13 protein-coding genes are annotated in these 18,457 nt (G+C 41.0%); 3 read left to right on the top strand and 10 right to left on the bottom strand.

Annotated features, from left to right (window positions below):
- Position 1: 1 nt before the first annotated feature.
- Complete coding sequence (gene thrS / locus CWC18_RS04590) at positions 2 to 1,912, bottom strand: threonine--tRNA ligase (RefSeq protein WP_138592008.1); 1,911 nt, start codon at positions 1,910 to 1,912, stop codon at positions 2 to 4.
- A 265-nt stretch (positions 1,913 to 2,177) separates the two neighbouring features.
- Here thrS and CWC18_RS04585 point away from each other — a divergent pair, with 265 nt between their 5' ends.
- Both CWC18_RS04585 and CWC18_RS04580 read left to right on the top strand, forming a co-directional pair.
- The gene (locus CWC18_RS04585; protein WP_138592007.1) at positions 2,178 to 3,182 is read left to right on the top strand and encodes an endonuclease/exonuclease/phosphatase family protein; all 1,005 of its coding nucleotides are present in this window, start codon (positions 2,178 to 2,180) and stop codon (positions 3,180 to 3,182) included.
- A 63-nt stretch (positions 3,183 to 3,245) separates the two neighbouring features.
- On the top strand, positions 3,246 to 3,692 hold the full coding sequence (locus CWC18_RS04580; RefSeq protein ID WP_119860357.1) for a DUF3010 family protein: 447 nt from the start codon (positions 3,246 to 3,248) through the stop codon (positions 3,690 to 3,692).
- Between the two features lie 60 nt (positions 3,693 to 3,752).
- Here CWC18_RS04580 and CWC18_RS04575 read toward each other — a convergent pair whose 3' ends face one another.
- From CWC18_RS04575 to glnS, 4 genes are all read right to left on the bottom strand, one after another.
- Complete coding sequence (locus CWC18_RS04575) at positions 3,753 to 4,337, bottom strand: hypothetical protein (RefSeq protein ID WP_138592006.1); 585 nt, start codon at positions 4,335 to 4,337, stop codon at positions 3,753 to 3,755.
- A 64-nt stretch (positions 4,338 to 4,401) separates the two neighbouring features.
- A complete protein-coding gene (locus CWC18_RS04570; protein ID WP_138592005.1) occupies positions 4,402 to 4,719 on the bottom strand; it encodes a hypothetical protein in 318 nt (105 codons plus the stop codon).
- 304 nt (positions 4,720 to 5,023) lie between these two features.
- Positions 5,024 to 6,865 carry a protein kinase domain-containing protein gene (locus tag CWC18_RS04565; RefSeq protein WP_138674812.1) on the bottom strand — a complete coding sequence of 614 codons (1,842 nt, stop codon included), beginning with the start codon at positions 6,863 to 6,865 and terminating at the stop codon, positions 5,024 to 5,026.
- Positions 6,866 to 6,926: 61 nt separating this feature from the next.
- A complete protein-coding gene (gene glnS, locus CWC18_RS04560) occupies positions 6,927 to 8,591 on the bottom strand; it encodes a glutamine--tRNA ligase (protein ID WP_138674811.1) in 1,665 nt (554 codons plus the stop codon).
- A gap of 228 nt (positions 8,592 to 8,819) precedes the next feature.
- Between glnS and CWC18_RS04555 the strand changes: the two genes are divergently transcribed.
- The gene (locus CWC18_RS04555) at positions 8,820 to 9,890 is read left to right on the top strand and encodes a DUF3083 family protein (RefSeq protein ID WP_138674810.1); all 1,071 of its coding nucleotides are present in this window, start codon (positions 8,820 to 8,822) and stop codon (positions 9,888 to 9,890) included.
- A gap of 27 nt (positions 9,891 to 9,917) precedes the next feature.
- Here CWC18_RS04555 and CWC18_RS04550 read toward each other — a convergent pair whose 3' ends face one another.
- The 5 genes from CWC18_RS04550 to sucA all read right to left on the bottom strand — a co-directional run bounded on the left by CWC18_RS04550 (position 9,918) and on the right by sucA (position 18,398).
- The gene (locus CWC18_RS04550) at positions 9,918 to 11,753 is read right to left on the bottom strand and encodes a GGDEF domain-containing protein (RefSeq protein WP_138674809.1); all 1,836 of its coding nucleotides are present in this window, start codon (positions 11,751 to 11,753) and stop codon (positions 9,918 to 9,920) included.
- A gap of 103 nt (positions 11,754 to 11,856) precedes the next feature.
- Positions 11,857 to 12,729 carry a succinate--CoA ligase subunit alpha gene (sucD, locus tag CWC18_RS04545; protein WP_119860364.1) on the bottom strand — a complete coding sequence of 291 codons (873 nt, stop codon included), beginning with the start codon at positions 12,727 to 12,729 and terminating at the stop codon, positions 11,857 to 11,859.
- On the bottom strand, positions 12,729 to 13,895 hold the full coding sequence (gene sucC, locus CWC18_RS04540; RefSeq protein ID WP_010363906.1) for an ADP-forming succinate--CoA ligase subunit beta: 1,167 nt from the start codon (positions 13,893 to 13,895) through the stop codon (positions 12,729 to 12,731). Before sucC ends, sucD begins: the two co-directional genes overlap by 1 nt.
- Before the next feature lie 177 nt (positions 13,896 to 14,072).
- Complete coding sequence (gene odhB, locus CWC18_RS04535; RefSeq protein ID WP_138674808.1) at positions 14,073 to 15,575, bottom strand: 2-oxoglutarate dehydrogenase complex dihydrolipoyllysine-residue succinyltransferase; 1,503 nt, start codon at positions 15,573 to 15,575, stop codon at positions 14,073 to 14,075.
- 3 nt (positions 15,576 to 15,578) lie between these two features.
- Positions 15,579 to 18,398 (bottom strand): 2-oxoglutarate dehydrogenase E1 component, encoded by a 2,820-nt coding sequence (gene sucA / locus CWC18_RS04530; RefSeq protein ID WP_138674807.1) that lies wholly within the window; start codon positions 18,396 to 18,398, stop codon positions 15,579 to 15,581.
- Positions 18,399 to 18,457: the final 59 nt, after the last annotated feature.

Raw genomic sequence — 18,457 nt, 5'->3', positions numbered from 1 at the left:
TTTACTTACGGTCTTTAATTTCGGCGCTAATATGGGCGATAAAATCATCAACCGAGAATTTGCCAAGGTCTTCACCCTTGCGTGTTCTCACTGCTACTTCTTGCTGTTCTACTTCTTTATCTCCAACAACAAGCAGATATGGTATACGTTTTAAAGTATGCTCCCGAATTTTAAAGCCTATTTTCTCATTTCTCAAGTCGGCACAGGCTCTAATTCCAAGTTTATTTAATTTTTGTACAGTTTCGTGCACATAATCAGCTTGTTTATCGGTAATGTTCATAATTACCACTTGCTTTGGTGCTAACCAAGTTGGGAATAGACCCGCATACTCTTCTGTCAAGATACCAATAAAGCGCTCAATAGATCCCAAAATGGCACGGTGGATCATGACCGGTGTTTTACGTTCATTATTTTCAGCGACATATGTTGCACCAAGACGACCAGGTAATGCAAAGTCGAGCTGTACAGTGCCACACTGCCATGCACGCTCTAAACAATCATACAAAGTGAATTCAATTTTTGGTCCGTAGAACGCCCCTTCACCTGGCAAATATTCAAACTCAATATTATTGATTTTCAATGCTTCAGCCAAGGCTTGTTCTGCTTTGTCCCATATGTCGTCCTCACCAATGCGCTTTTCAGGGCGTGTTGACAGCTTAACAACAATTTTTTCAAAACCGAATGTTTCATACGTATCGTAAACCATCTTGATACACTGTGAAACTTCGTCCATTACCTGATCTTCTGTACAGAACACATGTGCGTCATCTTGCGTGAAGCCACGAACACGCATTAAACCGTGTAATGCACCTGATGGCTCGTTTCGGTGACAACAACCAAACTCCGCCATACGTAGTGGTAAATCACGGTACGACTTTAAGCCTTGGTTAAATATTTGTACATGGCCTGGACAGTTCATCGGCTTAATAGCATATTCACGTTTTTCTGACTCAGTTGTGAACATAGCATCAGAATATTTATCCCAATGGCCTGACTTTTCCCATAAACCACGGTCCATCATCATCGGACCTTTTACTTCTTCGTAGCTATATTCGCGTAATTTTTCACGAACAAACTCTTCTAGCTCACGGTAGATACTCCAACCATCATTGTGCCAAAACACCATACCTGGCGCTTCTTCTTGCCAATGCCATAAATCAAGTGCTTTACCAATTTTACGGTGATCACGCTTTTCGGCTTCTTCTAAACGTTTTAAATACGCTTTAAGTTGCTTTTTATCTGCCCAAGCGGTGCCGTAAATACGTTGCAGCATTTTATTTTCTGAATTACCACGCCAATATGCCCCTGCAACTTTCATTATTTTAAAGTGTTGGCAGAATTTCATATTCGGCACGTGAGGACCACGACACATATCCACATATTCATCATGGTGATATAAACCTGGCTTATCATCTTTGTCGATGTTTTCGTCTAAGATCTCAATCTTATAACTTTCACCACGCGCTTCAAACGCATCACGCGCTTCTTGCCAAGAAACGGTTTTCTTAACAACATCGTAATTCGTTTTTGCAAGCGCTAACATACGCTTTTCTATTGCGTCCAAGTCCTCTTGCGTTAGAGAGTGCTCTAGGTCAACGTCATAGTAAAAACCATTATCTATCGTTGGACCAATTGCCATTTTTACATCTGGGAACAATTGTTTAATGGCATGACCGATTAAATGAGCACACGAGTGACGAATGATCTCTAATCCATCATCATCTTTGGCTGTAATAATCTCTAAGCTTGCATCTTGCGAAATAATATCGCACGCATCAACACGTGTGCCATTAACTCGACCAGCAATGGTGGCTTTAGCCAAACCTGGGCCGATATCTTGAGCAACATCTAAAGTAGAAACTGGATTTTCAAAAGTACGCTGACTGCCGTCAGGAAGCGTAATAATTGGCATGATATGTCCTATTTACAGTGGTGACACCTACAATGCATCACATGTATAAAAATTAATAATAATAATTGAATGTGCCTAACAACGCTTTTACGAATAAGCATTGGGTTACACAAGTAATTTACCTGTATTGTGTTTGAGGTCTTTCAAACCAATAAGTATTTTGACTGTGCCCGTGACGAAATTCAAGAGAAAGACTAAAATTGATTCATTAAATGCAAATTTACTGCTCAAATTGAGCATAAGTAGTAAACAATTAAGGTATTCCATGGCCCATTCTCAGCAATATTGCTTCGCCTCATTAAATTTGCTCAATTTTACAGCACCGCCATTTTCATTTTATCAACCTCATGAAACTTATAATGATACACAGTGGCAATCTAAAACCCAATTCATCACAGGGCTCATCGAACATATCAACCCTACAGTGATTGTGTTTCAAGAAGTTTTCAGTGTGGAAGTGCTTGAAGCTTTGTGTAAAGACTTGGGGTTGATACACTTTGCAGTGGTGGATATGCCACAGCCTGACAGTATGTATCCAACGGTGTTATTTAATCCCGTTGTTGCCGTGGCCTCAACGCACCCCTTTACTAGCGTTGAGGCCTTAGAACCCTGCCCCGAGTTACTTGAATACCTTAATAACCAGCAGCAGTTTAAATTTAACCGAACGCCAATCAAGTGTAAAATAGAGCTAGAAGGTCTCGGGCCAATTGTCTGCTATGCCGTGCACTTTAAGTCTCAACGAGTATTATCGATGGCGCATATGCTGGGCAGTTCAGAACAAGATGATCCGCTACTAACCTTATTGCATGAAACCGTGGGCACAATGCAATCTCAAATATCACGCTCATTAGAAGCCTCAATTATTTATTATGACGCTTTAAAAACCCAAAGAGAACAAAACTGCGCCACTTTGGTTATGGGCGATTTCAACGACCAATTACATAGCCCCGCACTGTCATTCATGACGCAAACCTTTCCACCTCAAATAAGTAGTAACCCCCCTTTTGATAGCGTTGGCTTATTTGACAGCTATTCATTTGCCGATAACACAGTCTCATTGGCCGAAAAACCAGCTACGCATTTTTACAAAGGAAAAGGCAATGTACTCGATTATATTCTCGCTTCCAAAAAATTTAATCCAAATCAAATTAAGCCCACAGTAAAAACACTGACATACCATAACTATGACGGCCACCTTGATGCAAAAAGAACCGAAGAAGATATCCGATATTCAGATCACAGTGCGATTGCCATAAAGGTCTCGCTATAATCTTTTGATTTAGTTCAGTGATTGCTATAATCGCCCGAGATTTTATATAAACTGGAAAGACAAATGAGAACATGTGGCGTTGAAATAGCGGGAAGCGAAGTACTACTGTGCTTGCTAACTAAAGAAAACGACGTATTTGATATTCGTGATATTCGCCAAACTCGCTTCACACTGGGTAATGTCGGCCTAGACACTGAAGACATGCAAAAATTCCAATTTGATTTCGCAAAATTAATGCAAGATTATCAAGTTGATTCAGTAGCAATTCGTCAACGTATGCCAAAAGGTAAATTTGCCGGTAGTGCAACCGGATTTAAAATGGAAGCAGCCATTCAGTTGATTAAAGACTTAGATGTGCGTTTACTGTCGACGACTGAAGTTAAAGAACAATTGAAACGCAATCCACTACCGATTGACTTTGCTGACACAGGACTGAAAAAGTTTCAAGAAAATGCATTTATTAATGCCTATGTATTTATACAAAAGAAAACATACCGCCCAGAAGAGTAACCCTTTATTAAAGAGGTTACCGTTTTTACATAACAGCTTCTTGGCACAAAAAATCCGACATTAAGTCGGATTTTTTTTGCCTGAAGAACCTTCAAACTCTGAGAGTGCGTCATTTGCGTAATGGTCAACGGAAAACGCATAGCATACTTTGATTAAAAATAAGCCCGCTATGCACTGAAACCACAACGGGGATGATAATGATGCGATAACCATAAAACCCAATACAACAAAAGCAATCGCTATTACATTCTGGGCTTTTCGGCCATATAATGTATTCAAAATTACTGCAGTAATTATCGTATAACCCCATATAATAACACTTTCATTCAGAGCAATATTGTAAGACCAAGCTATCACAATAATATGAAAATGAATGGCAATAAACACCCAGCGAGATTGGCTTCTCTGCTTATAATAGTCATTGGTGCCTTTGGTAAAATTAGCCATACACCCAGCTATCACATCAACTATTAACAAATCACCTATGATCCACTGCCACCACGCAACATCTGGTAATGTCTTTTGCCGAACAAAAAGCACATAGACAACATAACACCCAAACAACGTCATTAACCCTATTGAACTCAAAGCAAAACCAGACTGATGAGTGCCAAGCACTTCTCGTAGTTGACTGGGAACTTTCATCTAACTACCCTCCTTGGTATTTGTGTCATATTTTGTTTATAAAATCAGCTTACTTTACTTATAATTATTGTGACTCATTAAGCTTCTTCTGCTGAGCCCAAAATAAGGTATCAGCAACAGCTCTTAAATCCGTATGGGGTATAAAGTCATCACTTAACGACAAAATACCATTGAGATTATTGATCAATCTATCGTCTTCTAATTGCCCTGGCTTTAGGGCTGTTTGCAGCAAATGTAACGCCATATCGGCGAGTAATAATCGTTGTTTCTCTGGGAAGGTCGAATCATTTGCCGCCGCAGGATGGCGTAGTACAGCTTGTTCAACCTGATCGTGCATACTCCAACTCAGTGTGAGTATCTCTTGCCGCAGTTGCTTATCCATAGCTTGCTCAATAATATAGTTAATAAGTGAGGCTGATACTTTGTAATAAATAATTACGAATTTCAATGCAATTTATTTCATTAAAATCACTTTAGCCACTAAACAAGCCAAGTCATACTATGAATAGTTTAGCTAAAAAGAAACGCCTAACTAATAGCTGCAAAACTTGGAGAAGTGAATGTGCCAGTTAGTTATGCTCAAACACCGTGCCTATTTGTAATAAATTTAACCGCCTGATCCTATTGAGGTAAAATTGATGTAAAAAATACAGACTAGTTCTATTCGTAATATGCATTGCAAGTCTTTATGCAAATTGTTTCGGGTTTTTCGGGTAATAGCTAACTGGTTGCTCAGCACATAAGTCAAATTCACGGGTATTCTTGTAAGGCAATTTCATAAAACCAGCGACCCCAACATCTTCAATACTCATCGCGTATTGCATGATCCGCGCTAATAAAAGTTCGAATTGTGCTTCTTTCTCAGCATCTAACAATCGATAATAATGGTGGATTTTGAGCCTATTAGGCAAGGATTCAAATATAATACAGCCAGTATGGTGAATTTGATTTAATTCAAAGACACATTGAATAATATTTTTAGGCAATTGCAGTTGTTCGTCAGGATCTTTACCGTCTTCAAAATAGCTATGTGGCCGCGTCACTTCATTATTAGAAACATCTACGACCGAAAAATTTAGCTTTGGTAACTTATCGAAAATGAACGCCCCTGTTGCGTCTCGCTCAAGTTGAATTGTTTGCCGGGCGTCAAATAAACAACATTTAAACAAACCTTTTTGGGTGATACCCTGTGCGAGCATTACTGTGGCATTAACTGAATCTATCAACGCTTTATTCAACGTTTCATCATGTAGTATTAAGCTCGACTCAACATACAAAGAGTCTTCTTTCCAATGAAAACTTAACCCCCCCACTACAGGATATTTTGCCAACCTGCTAATTGACGCCAGAAATGCCTTTTCTGTATCACCAGTATCAAATAAAAACTCTTTGTAATAGCGATCTAATTGCGCGTCATTAATATCATGTAATTGATGATTATGGTCAGCTCTGCGTAAAAACTCTTTGCGTGAGCTGTAAACCACCGTATCTGGTAAGTCATCTGTGTTGGTGATCCAAAACGGAATATTGGATTTGGGGCTTTTAAGACGTAATACAGGGAGGTACGACTTGGCTATTTTCGGCATATGTTGCATAAAGTAGTCTCCTGCTCGATCGCGCGCTTGCTTATTCTTACTCAGCATAGCGTCAATGACAGCAGCAAACTCCTGAGGCAACCCCAAACTCTTGGCTGGGATCACTTGTTCACCAAAACGGCAAGACTGTGCACTGGCCAATGCATAAATGGTGGAAGCGACACCTTGCTCATCAAAACGAGGAGATGACTGAGCGCCACTCATTTGCTCATCACCAATAAAGTACACATCGCCCATTCTTGCGTTGGTGCTGGCAATATCTGAAGACATCAGATCCATTATATTACTGGCAATCGGCTCACCATTTGTGTCTACTTGAGCATAGACAGAGCTTCCCCAATCCACCAAAGAAAAACTCTTCGATGCTTCGTCCCAAACAATATTCGAGGGCTTAATATCTCCGTGTACTATCGGTTGTGGTAATACGCCATTACGATGCGCTCTCAAATCAAGTAGTACGTTTCTTAATAATAGTGCCAGCTCCACCAGCTCTTTTGGTTCAAAGCGGCCTCGCTTTAACGATACCTTTTCAAGATCCTCCCCCTTCGCTCGAGCCATCATCAAGATACCTTGTTTTTTAACGCGTTCAAACGCTAAAAACTTGGGCACCATGGTATTATCAATTTGAGACAACATATAAGCTTCGTCTTCGAGACGATCTCTTACACTTTGCGCTAAGGTGATCCTTGAGAACTTAAATACCCACTGCTGCTCATCAGCACTTACCCCACCGAATACAAAACCAAACGCGCCAGATCCTATCAGCTCAACGTTTTGATAGCCTAAAACACTCAATTGTTTTTTACATATATTGAGCCATTGCCTATGTTTTTTCGCATCATGGTGTGACAACAAGTAAATTGATTGCTGTTCATTAATATAGAAATTATGAATTGATTTTAAATTGGCTTTCGCGTTGTTCGGTATTTTCATAAGCGACTATTTCAGACATAAAAAAGGCCGAATAATTCGGCCTTAATAAAACAATGTGCGATTAAGCGTTTTCTATTTTAGCCCAAGAATCTCGTAACCCAACAGTTTGGTTAAACACCAATGAATCAGATTTGTTATCTCGACAGTAATAGCCCATGCGCTCAAACTGGAAACCTTGCTCTGCAACTGCATTAGCAAGTGAAGGCTCAAGTTTAGCGTGAGTAATAACGGTTAAAGAGTCAGGGTTCAATACCTCTGAAAACGCTTCCGCAGCCGCAGGGTTTGGTACATTAAACAAGCGATCGTACTGGCGTACTTCAGCATCAATACATTCAGATGCCGACACCCAATGGATAACCCCCTTAACCTTGCGTCCGTCAGTTGGGTTTTTGCCCAGCGTTTCAGGATCGTAAGAACAGAAGATAGTCGTAATATTGCCATTGTCATCTTCTTCAATACGCTCTGCTTTAATAACATACGCATTTCTTAAACGCACTTCTTTATTAAGTACTAACCGTTTAAACTTTTTGTTCGCTTCAATTCTGAAATCTTCGCGTTCAATGTACAGTTCTCGAGTAAACGGTACTTCACGTGTGCCCATTTCTTCTATTGATGGATGATTAGGCGCAACTAATTGCTCTACTTTGTCAGCATCATAGTTTTCTATTACCACCTTTATAGGGTCTAATACAGCCATTGCTCGTGGCGCATTTTCGTTCAAGTCATCACGAATACATGCCTCTAACATACCCATTTCGATCATATTGTCTTGTTTTGTAACGCCGATACGCTTACAAAACTCAACCACTGATCCCGGTGTGTAACCACGACGTCTTAAACCCGCAATGGTTGGCATACGTGGGTCATCCCATCCTTCAACATGATTATTTACCACTAAGTCGTTAAGCTTACGCTTAGACATAATCGTGTATTCTAGATTCAGTCGAGAGAACTCAATTTGCTGAGGGTGACACTCAAGGCTGATATTATCCAATACCCAGTCATATAAACGACGGTTGTCTTGGAATTCAAGTGTACAAAGCGAATGAGTGATCCCTTCAAGCGCATCAGAAATACAATGCGTGAAGTCGTACATCGGGTAGATGCACCATTTATCAGCCGTTTGGTGGTGGTGTACAAAACGAATACGATAAATAATAGGATCTCGTAATACCATAAATGAGCTTGCCATATCGATCTTCGCACGTAGGACACATTCGCCCTCTTTGAATTCACCGTTTCGCATTTTTTCAAACAATGCTAGGTTCTCTTCAACACTTGTATCACGGTGAGGGCTGTTTTTACCTGCTTCCGTTAAAGTACCACGATATTCTCTTGCTTGATCCGGAGATAAAAAGCACACATAGGCTAATCCTTTCTCAATCAACTCAACCGCATAACTGTGTAATTGGTCAAAGTAATTTGATGAGTAACATATGTCGTTATCCCACTTAAAACCGAGCCAAGACACATCTTCTTGAATTGACGTTACGTAATTGATGTCTTCTTTTTCTGGGTTTGTATCATCAAAACGTAAATTACATAAACCCTTATAGTCTTGTGCTATACCAAAGTTTAAGCAGATCGATTTTGCATGTCCGATATGTAAAAAACCATTCGGCTCAGGTGGAAAGCGCGTGTGCGTTTGCTGATGCTTACCACTCGATAAATCAGAATCAATAATGTTTCGTATAAAATTTGATGGGCGATTCTCTGTTTCCGCCATAGGTATGCATTCCTCAAAAATTTAGTACTCTTCATCAACGCATTATTACAAAAAGCAAAGATAACTTACAGCAAATCCTTTGCTTAGTTTAAAGAATATTGGTCCAAGGGCTATCAATATCAACGAAGTTATAAAAATACATGACAAATTTTGTTCTAGCGCAATAAAAAAGTCATACACAGCGTATATAGTGCGCTCAGCATAAGATATAACTTAAGGATATTCATCATGGCGTCAATGAACTTAAATCGCGTTTATATTCCTGCCACTGCTCGCAATAATCAATATATTCTCGCTGAACTTAAACCCGAAACTGAGTTTTATGCATGCTTTGATAATGCCCAAAGCTGTTACGAACGACTCGCTAGACAGCTATTTGCACTATGCGATGAATACGCCCTACACAATGTGCATTTAATCGCTAATGATAAACTACCTGTTGTCCGCTTTCATGAAGAATCACACTGTTTGCAGACTGAAAAGCAAATTTTGTTTTTTTATAACCCACAATATCATGAAGCGCATAAAACATATTGGTATGAAAATACCCAAGCCAAAAAAATACGCTTACTCTTTTTAGCAACTGGTGATGATATACGTTCTAACGCGGCCAGTTTTCACAATAAAGTTAAAAAAACGCTTGATGCACTGCAACAAACACTGTCAGCTCACCCAATAAAATTTAAAGTCAGGGACCACCAACATCTAACGTATGACGTATTTGCTAAATCAAAAGGGAATAAAGAAAGTTATGGCTATAAACTACGTAGCCTTTACCCACGATATCAAGCGCGCAATTGCACCTTACCTGATCAACACTCGGAAATGACCTATGCAACGTTTAGTTTGCCCGTGACACGTTCCCTTAAAACCACCTATCAGCATTTACTTTTACCAAATGACAATACGAGATTTTACGAAACCATAGAAGATGCTTTCTTATCTGCTTGTGCTGACAAATCATTAACCCATGTTGCGTTCGTTGCAAATGGACGATTGCCTATCATACGAAATAGCCGTACAGATAAATCCGATAAAAACGGGGAGTTACAAAAGCTAAGCTTTAATACTGATACTGAAAACACTCAGGTTAAATCTATTTGGCAAGGTGGTAAGCTGGTAGACACCCTACATTTTGTTGTTGTTGCTAGTAAGTCCGACAAAAGAGATATGGGGTACGGAAAATTTATGAACCAAGTAGAACCCATGGTCAAAGCATTTGCCGATAGCTTGGCTATTTCCCCTGAGAAGCAAGACGTCAACATTCGCTTTTTCCAGCATATTAGCTATCAGTATTAATAGCCAATTCGTAATTAGCACTCCCGGTTAGGAAGATATTTTATCTCTTCCTAACCGCTTTGAACGGTACATCAGTTCATCAACCACTTTAATTATCTTATCTTTAGGGTGCTCGGCACTACTTGCAACTCCCGCACTGAATGTAACTGCCTCACTTTCGTGAAACAACTGTTCTTTAAGCACCGTTTGTAATAAAGATAAACGCTGCGTTAGCTGTGTGATATCCATAAAGTGACATACGACGACAAACTCTTCGCCGCCATAACGACATACAACGTCTGAATCTCCCCTAAAGTGCGATTTTAAATGTTGACTAAACCGAATTAAAATTTCATCGCCCACATCGTGGCCAGACACATCATTGATCCGTTTGAAATAATCTAAATCGAGCATCGCCAAAGTATATGACTGTTTCTTTTGTGATAGTTTGTCTATATGTTCTTGAAAAAATCGGCGATTAAACAATTCTGTGAGCGGATCTTTGTATGCAAAATTACGATTAACCATACTCGCCTTTCTCTGCAAGTAAGCAAAAAGTCCGATACTTAAACAGCTCAGTATTGCAATGAATATATAAGCTCGACTGAGCTGCTCTTCTTTTTCTAACTCGGCTAAATTGGCAGCCTGTGCTTTGAGTTTTTCGTCGGTTAATGCCAAATTCAATTTATGCTGCTCGGCTTCAAAAAAACTTTGTGCCTCCTGCTCTAAGACTTCTTTGGTCGCTAATTCATTCTCTTCTAAAAGTCGAATATAGCGCTTTAACACGTCGATACTGCTTTCATAATCTTTCTGAAATTCAAGCACTTGAGCTTTTATCTTAAGCGTTCTTCGCATATAGCGGTTGTTTAACGGACTTTGGTAGTTATCTAATATGACAAGGGACTCTTGTAAATGAGTTTGGGCCTGCGGATATTTCGCCATGGCTGATAATGCCTTTGCCAAGTTATTTCGAAGTACAATAAGGTGAGCGGGGTTCATAATAGCGATGTACTCTAGCTTTTTAGCTTGTTCAAAATACCTAACAGCGTTCTCATACTCGTTTAATAGTAAAGAGACTTTACCAAGTCCTGCATTTGCCCAAAAGTGATAGCGAGGTAACTTATATTGTTTAGCACTAGAGAGCATTTCTTGATAGCAGGCTCGGGCTTTCTCTACTAATTTAGACCGAAGTAATGCCATACATAAATTATATTTTATCGGTAAGCCATCCAAAATATTCTGCGATTGGACTGCTAAAGAATTGGCCTGTGTGGCAAACTCAATGGCTTTTCTATGATATTTTAGTGTTGAATAATAAGCAGTTAGCCCATCTAGTACAGCTAGTTTACTGACATCACTAATATCATTACGCATTATATAAGCATGCGCAGCCTGAACTGACTTAAGTGCTTCACTGTATTCTTCGCGCCAAATTGCGACAACTGCTTCCATTGCTTGAACACGCACCAGCATTGATGAGTCTTTAAGGTGAGTAAATGCCCTCCTCGCTTGTTTAACCAAGCGCTTAGCATCATCTAAATGACCTTCTTCAATGGCAAAAAAACTACGATATAAATACCAGTAGCCGGCGCCCCAAGTAAATTGTTGAACTTTAAGCTCAGCGTCATAATGAGAAAACTCACTTTTAGAACGTTCTATATGTCCGGCAAAAAAAAGCGCTCTGGCTTTAAGTGCGCTTAAAAATAACTCTGCACCGGCGGACTCACCAGTATGTTCCCACTTATTAGTCAAATTGAGATGTTGTTCGGGTGACTTTAATACCGTTTGTTCAAATGACAAATACTCTTTGGTACTTGCATGCGCTACCGGATTTAACACGACCAAAGCACAAACAACGAAAATTGCTAAATTTACTCTTACCACTACATCAACTCATCAATTTGTATGAGCTCAATGTAATATTTTGTAAAGAAAAAGGCAACAAAAAAGGCCCCTTAAGGGACCTTTTTTAAGCAAGAATTAGTAATTACCAACCCGCTTTTTCTTTTAGTGCAACACCGATGTCTGCAAGAGAACGTACAGTTTTAACACCAGCAGCTTCTAGAGCAGCAAACTTCTCGTCAGCAGTACCTTTACCGCCAGCGATAATTGCACCAGCGTGACCCATGCGCTTACCTTCTGGAGCAGTAACACCAGCAATGTAAGAAACAACAGGTTTAGTCACGTTAGCCTTGATGTATTCTGCAGCTTCTTCTTCTGCAGTACCACCAATCTCACCGATCATTACGATAGCTTCTGTCTGGTCATCTTTTTCGAACATTTCTAATACGTCGATAAAGTTAGTACCTGGGATTGGATCACCACCAATACCAACACAAGTAGATTGACCGAAACCAGCGTCAGTAGTTTGCTTAACCGCTTCGTACGTAAGAGTACCAGAACGAGAAACAATCCCTACTTTACCTGGCTTATGAATGTGACCAGGCATGATACCAATCTTAGTTTCACCCGGAGTGATAACACCTGGGCAGTTAGGACCGATCATACGAACACCTGATTGGTCTAGCTTAACTTTAACGTCAACCATATCAAGTGTTGGAATACCTTCCGTAATACATACGATAAGCTCAATACCTGCATCGATTGCTTCTAAGATAGCATCTTTACAAAATGGAGCTGGTACGTAGATAACTGAGGCAGTAGCACCCGTTTCTAATACTGCATCACGTACAGTGTTGAATACCGGTAAACCAAGGTGCGTTTGACCGCCTTTACCCGGAGATACACCACCAACCATTTGCGTGCCATACTGAATAGCTTGCTCTGAGTGGAAAGTACCTTGGCCACCAGTGAAACCCTGACAGATTACTTTAGTATCTTTATTAATTAATACAGACATTATTTGCCCTCCGCAGCAGCAACAACTTTCTCAGCAGCATCAGTTAGAGATTCTGCAGCGATAATGTCAAGGTCAGAGTTAGCTAGAACTTCACGACCTAGTTCAGCGTTAGTACCTTCTAAACGTACTACTACTGGTACTTCAACACCAACTTCTTTCACTGCGCCGATGATGCCTTCTGCAATCATGTCACAACGAACGATCCCGCCGAAGATATTTACCAATACAGCTTTAACATTGTCATCAGAAAGGATGATCTTGAATGCTTCAGCTACACGCTCTTTAGTTGCACCACCACCAACATCTAGGAAGTTAGCTGGCTTACCGCCGTGAAGGTTTACGATGTCCATAGTACCCATCGCTAGGCCTGCACCGTTAACCATACAACCAACGTTGCCATCTAGCGCTACGTAGTTTAATTCAAAGCTTGCTGCATGTGCTTCACGTGCATCTTCTTGCGAAGGATCGTGGAACTCACGGATCTTAGGCTGGCGGTATAATGCGTTACCATCGATGCCAATTTTGCCGTCAAGACAGTGAAGGTTACCTTCATCTGTCACAACTAGAGGATTGATCTCTAGAAGTGCAAAATCATGATCATTAAACATATTTGCTAGACCCATGAAGATCTTAACAAACTGCTTCATTTGAACTGGGTTTAGACCTAGTTTAAAGCCTAACTCACGACCTTGGTAAGCTTGAGGGCCTACTAATGGATCGATTTCAGCTTTATGAATAAGCTCAGGTGTTTCTTCAGCAACAGTTTCAATTTCAACACCACCTTCAGTAGATGCCATGAAAACAACTTTACGAGTTGCACGGTCTACAACAGCGCCAAGGTATAATTCGTTTGCGATGTCTGTACAGCTTTCTACTAAAATTTTAGCAACTGGCTGACCTTTTTCGTCTGTTTGGTAAGTAACTAAGTTTTTACCTAACCAGTTTTCAGCAAATGCACGGATCTCGTCTTTGCTATCTGCAAGTTTAACACCACCCGCTTTACCACGGCCACCGGCGTGTACTTGACACTTAACTACCCACTTGTCGCCGCCAATCTTAGCAGCTGCTTCTACAGCTTCCTGAGGAGTATCGCATGCGAAACCCTCAGATACTGGTAAACCATAGTCGGCAAACAGTTGTTTTGCCTGATACTCATGCAAATTCATGATGCTTTATCCAATTTCATGTACTAAAAAAGCTGAATATTTATGCAAATAATCAGCTATCCCAAAATGCGCCCCTAGTATAGATCCCAAGGGTACTTATGAAAACCCTAGTTAGACCAAAGGCGCAAAAAAAAAGCTGTATGGACTAACATACAGCTTAATATCTAATCAGCTTGCTTATACATCCAGCAACAGACGTGTTGGATCTTCAAGAAGCTCTTTAATCGCTACCAAGAAGCCAACCGATTCTTTGCCATCAATTAGGCGATGGTCATAAGACAGTGCCAAATACATCATTGGTAATATTTCAACTTTACCATTAACAGCCATTGGACGCTCTTGTATTTTGTGCATGCCTAAAATAGCTGCCTGTGGCAAGTTTAAGATTGGCGTAGATAGCAATGAACCAAAAACACCACCGTTGGTAATTGTAAAGTTACCACCCGTCATATCTGCCATTGACAATTTACCATCGCGGCCTTTAATTGCTAAGTCACGAATACCATTTTCAATACCAGCCATGCTCAGCTGATCTGAATCACGCAGTACTGGTGTTACTAGGCCACGTGGTGTAGATACCGCAATAGAGATATCGAAGAAATTATGATAAACAATATCATCACCATCAATTGAAGCATTTACCGCTGGGTAGCGTTTTAGCGCTTCAGTTACAGCTTTAACGTAGAAAGACATAAAGCCAAGACGTGTATCGTGTGTCTTTTCGAATAGGTCTTTATATTGCTTACGAAGGTCCATGATAGGCTTCATGTTAACTTCATTGAACGTTGTTAACATGGCTGTAGAGTTCTTTGCTTCAAGCAAACGAGTCGCGATTGTTTTACGCAAACGCGTCATTGGTACACGTTTTTGTGTACGCTCGCCCAATGCTGCAACTGGTGCAGGCGCTGGTGCCGCTTGAGCAGGAGCTGGTTTAGCCGTTGGTGCAGACAAGAATGCATCAACATCTTCTTTGGTAATACGGCCGTTTTTGCCAGTCCCTTTAATAGCCGAAGCATCTAACCCTTTCTCGGCAATTAAGCGACGTACCGAAGGTGTTAGTACATCTGAACTTTCATCACTTGAGGCACTTGCTTCAGGTGCCGATGATGGCGCTGCAGGTGTAGCAGAACCCGCGCTAAGTTTACCGATGACTTGTTCGCCAAGTACGGTGTCACCTTCAGCGTGTATATGCTCACCCATTACACCGTCTTCAGGTGCAACAACTTCTAATACAACTTTATCTGTTTCAATATCTACCAAGTTTTGATCACGGCTAACCGCTTCACCTGGTTGAACGTGCCAAGTTGCAATTGTAGCATCTGCTACTGACTCTGGAAGTACTGGTACTTTGATATCCACTTCGTTACCTTCTGATGCTGTAATGGCTGTTGCCGCTGCTGTTTGTTCATTTAATTGCTGAGCTGGCGCACTTGATGATGCACCGGCTGCACCGATAAGTGCAATAACTTGTTCACCTAAAACTGTTGCACCGTCAACTTGTGAAATCTCAACGACTACACCATCTTCTGGAGCGACAACTTCTAGTACTACTTTATCTGTTTCAATATCAACAAGGTTTTGATCACGCGTTACGGTATCGCCAACGCTAACATGCCAAGTTGCAACTGTTGCATCCGCAACAGACTCAGGAAGAACAGGAACCTTAATTTCGGTTGTCATCTCTTATCCCTTATTTTTAATTGTTAAAGCGTCAGCCACTAACGCATTTTGTTCTTTTGTATGGGTCGACATATAACCGCATGCAGGTGCCGCAGACGCTTTACGTCCAGCGTATGTTAGATTTGCGCCTGAAGGGATAGCTTCCCAGAAGTGGTGCTGAGAACAATACCAAGCACCTTGGTTTTGCGGTTCTTCCTGACACCAAACGAAATCGTTAACATGCTGATAGCGAGCCATGATCTCATCCATTTCATGATGAGGGAATGGATAAAGTTGCTCAACACGTACGATCGCGACGTTATTAAGTTCTAGCTTGCGACGTTCCTGCAGCAATTCGTAGTAAACCTTACCACTACAGAATACAACACGCTCAACAGATGCCGGATCAATATCATCAATCTCGTCAATCATATTATGGAACACGCCATCTGCAAGTTCATCCATTGATGATACTGCTAACGGGTGACGTAGCAGCGATTTAGGCGTCATAACAATCAGTGGTCGACGTAATGGACGTACCGATTGGCGACGTAACATTGCATAAACCTGTGCAGGTGTTGAAGGTACACATACTTGCATATTATGATCAGCACACAATTGTAAATACCGCTCTAAACGCGCGGAACTGTGCTCTGGACCCTGACCTTCATAGCCATGTGGTAATAGCATTGTAAGACCACATAAACGGCCCCACTTCTGTTCACCTGAACTTAAGAACTGGTCGAAAACAACCTGTGCACCATTGGCAAAATCACCAAACTGCGCTTCCCATAAAACAAGAGAAGTCGGTTCTGCTGTTGTGTAACCGTATTCAAATGCTAGTACAGCTTCCTCTGAAAGCACAGAGTCATAAACTTCAAAAGCACCTTGATCAGCATGAATATTTTGCAACGGAAGGAATGTCTTACCATCGGCTTGATCATGAACAACAGCATGTCGGTGGAAGAACGTACCACGACCTGAGTCTTGACCTGTCATACGAATATTGACGCCATCGTCAACAAGCGTTGCGTAGGCCAACGTTTCTGCCATGCCCCAGTCTAAAGGTTTTTCACCCGCAGCCATCAATTTACGATCTTCGTAAATCTTTTTCACGCGAGACTGTGCTTTATGATCTTCAGGATAAACTGATACTTTTGCACTCAGCTCTTTTAGTTTTTCAACCGGAACAGTTGGGTCATAAGCCACATCCCAATCATGACCTACAAAATTTGACCAGTCAGATGAGTGTTTTGTATCAGGACGAATTTCTTCGACAACACACTCTCCATTATCTAAACCATTTCGGTAGTCATTGGCAAGTTGTTTAGCATCTTCAGCGTTTAATACACCTTCACTTACTAACTTGTCTGCATATAACTGACGCGGCACTGGATGTTTTTTGATCTTTTTATACATCAATGGCTGTGTTGCACTTGGCTCATCAGCTTCGTTATGCCCATGACGACGATAACAAACAAGATCAATCACAACGTCACGGTGGAACTTATTACGGAAATCTAACGCCAGTTGAGTGACGAATGTAACCGCTTCAGGATCGTCTGAATTTACGTGGAAAATAGGCGCCTGAACCATCTTAGCGATGTCAGTACAGTAATCTGTTGAACGCACATCTTCTTGTTTACTTGTCGTAAAACCAACTTGGTTATTCACAACAATGCGGATTGTCCCGCCCACACCAAAAGCACGAGTTTGAGACAAATTAAACGTTTCTTGTACTACACCCTGTCCTGCGATTGCAGAATCACCGTGAATGGTTATGGGCAGTGCCTTTGACCCATTTTTACAACCAAGTCGCTCTAAACGTGCACGTACAGAACCCATAACAACTGGATTAACAATCTCTAAGTGAGATGGGTTAAACGCCAAGGCCATATGTACGTCACCACCTTGCGTTGCAAAGTCAGATGAGAAGCCCATATGGTATTTAACGTCACCAGAACCAGCTAACTCGCCGTATTTACCAGCAAACTCGTCAAATAACTCTTGCGGGTTTTTACCTAGTACGTTTACTAAAACATTTAAACGGCCGCGGTGAGCCATACCAATAACAGCTTCTTCTTGACCGCTTTCACCGGCGCGATGAATAAGCTCTTTAAGCATAGGTACTAATGCATCACCACCCTCAAGAGAGAAACGCTTTGCACCAGGGAATTTAGCGCCAAGATATTTTTCTAAGCCATCAGCAGCTGTTAGGCCTTTCAAAATGCGTAGCTTTGTTTCTTTGCTAAATTGAGGCTGTGAGAAGGTAGATTCAATACGTTGTTGTAACCAACGTTTTTCTTCTGTAGAAGTGATATGCATATATTCCGCACCAACAGAGCCACAATATGTGGTCTTCAATGCCGAATATAAGTCTTTCAACTTCATTGTCTCTTTGCCTGATGCAAAAGAGCCAATGTTATATTCTTTTTCTAGGTCCGACTCAGTTAGGTCATGATACTCAAGTTCTAAATCACGAACTCGTTCTCGCTTCCATAACCCAAGCGGGTCAAGATTTGCGTTTTGATGCCCTCGAAACCTAAATGCGTTTATGAGTTGTAGCACGCGAACTTGCTTGGCATCAGATGTGCCACTTGCTGCAACAACTACTTCTTTGTGTTTGTTTTTAGCGAGGTCCTTAAACTGGGCCCTTACTTCTGAATGTTTAACATCAACATCCACACCATCAACTTTTGGCAGTTGATCAAACACTTCTCGCCATTCTTCTGGCACTGAAGTCGCATCATCTAGATACGCTTCATAAAGCTCTTCTACATAAGCTACGTTCCCGCCGTACAAATGCGAAGATTCTAGCCATGCCTTCATCACACCTTCGTGCATTTATTAGCCCTTTTCTCTAGCGCAGAAATTTAATTATTAACAAGATGGCATGCTAAGCA

Source organism: Pseudoalteromonas aurantia (assembly GCF_005886875.1).
GTDB lineage: Bacteria > Pseudomonadota > Gammaproteobacteria > Enterobacterales > Alteromonadaceae > Pseudoalteromonas > Pseudoalteromonas aurantia_A.
This window is presented reverse-complemented; position numbering and strand designations above follow the sequence as displayed.

Excerpts from the sequence above, each read along its gene's own strand:
- thrS (WP_138592008.1), bottom strand. The coding sequence starts at position 1,912 with ATGCCAATTATTACGCTTCCTGACGGCAGTCAGCGTACTTTTGAAAAT.
- CWC18_RS04585 (WP_138592007.1), top strand. The coding sequence starts at position 2,178 with ATGGCCCATTCTCAGCAATATTGCTTCGCCTCATTAAATTTGCTCAAT.
- CWC18_RS04580 (WP_119860357.1), top strand. The coding sequence starts at position 3,246 with ATGAGAACATGTGGCGTTGAAATAGCGGGAAGCGAAGTACTACTGTGC.
- CWC18_RS04575 (WP_138592006.1), bottom strand. The coding sequence starts at position 4,337 with ATGAAAGTTCCCAGTCAACTACGAGAAGTGCTTGGCACTCATCAGTCT.
- CWC18_RS04570 (WP_138592005.1), bottom strand. The coding sequence starts at position 4,719 with ATGGATAAGCAACTGCGGCAAGAGATACTCACACTGAGTTGGAGTATG.
- CWC18_RS04565 (WP_138674812.1), bottom strand. The coding sequence starts at position 6,865 with ATGAAAATACCGAACAACGCGAAAGCCAATTTAAAATCAATTCATAAT.
- glnS (WP_138674811.1), bottom strand. The coding sequence starts at position 8,591 with ATGGCGGAAACAGAGAATCGCCCATCAAATTTTATACGAAACATTATT.
- CWC18_RS04555 (WP_138674810.1), top strand. The coding sequence starts at position 8,820 with ATGGCGTCAATGAACTTAAATCGCGTTTATATTCCTGCCACTGCTCGC.
- sucD (WP_119860364.1), bottom strand. The coding sequence starts at position 12,729 with ATGTCTGTATTAATTAATAAAGATACTAAAGTAATCTGTCAGGGTTTC.
- sucC (WP_010363906.1), bottom strand. The coding sequence starts at position 13,895 with ATGAATTTGCATGAGTATCAGGCAAAACAACTGTTTGCCGACTATGGT.
- odhB (WP_138674808.1), bottom strand. The coding sequence starts at position 15,575 with ATGACAACCGAAATTAAGGTTCCTGTTCTTCCTGAGTCTGTTGCGGAT.
- sucA (WP_138674807.1), bottom strand. The coding sequence starts at position 18,398 with ATGCACGAAGGTGTGATGAAGGCATGGCTAGAATCTTCGCATTTGTAC.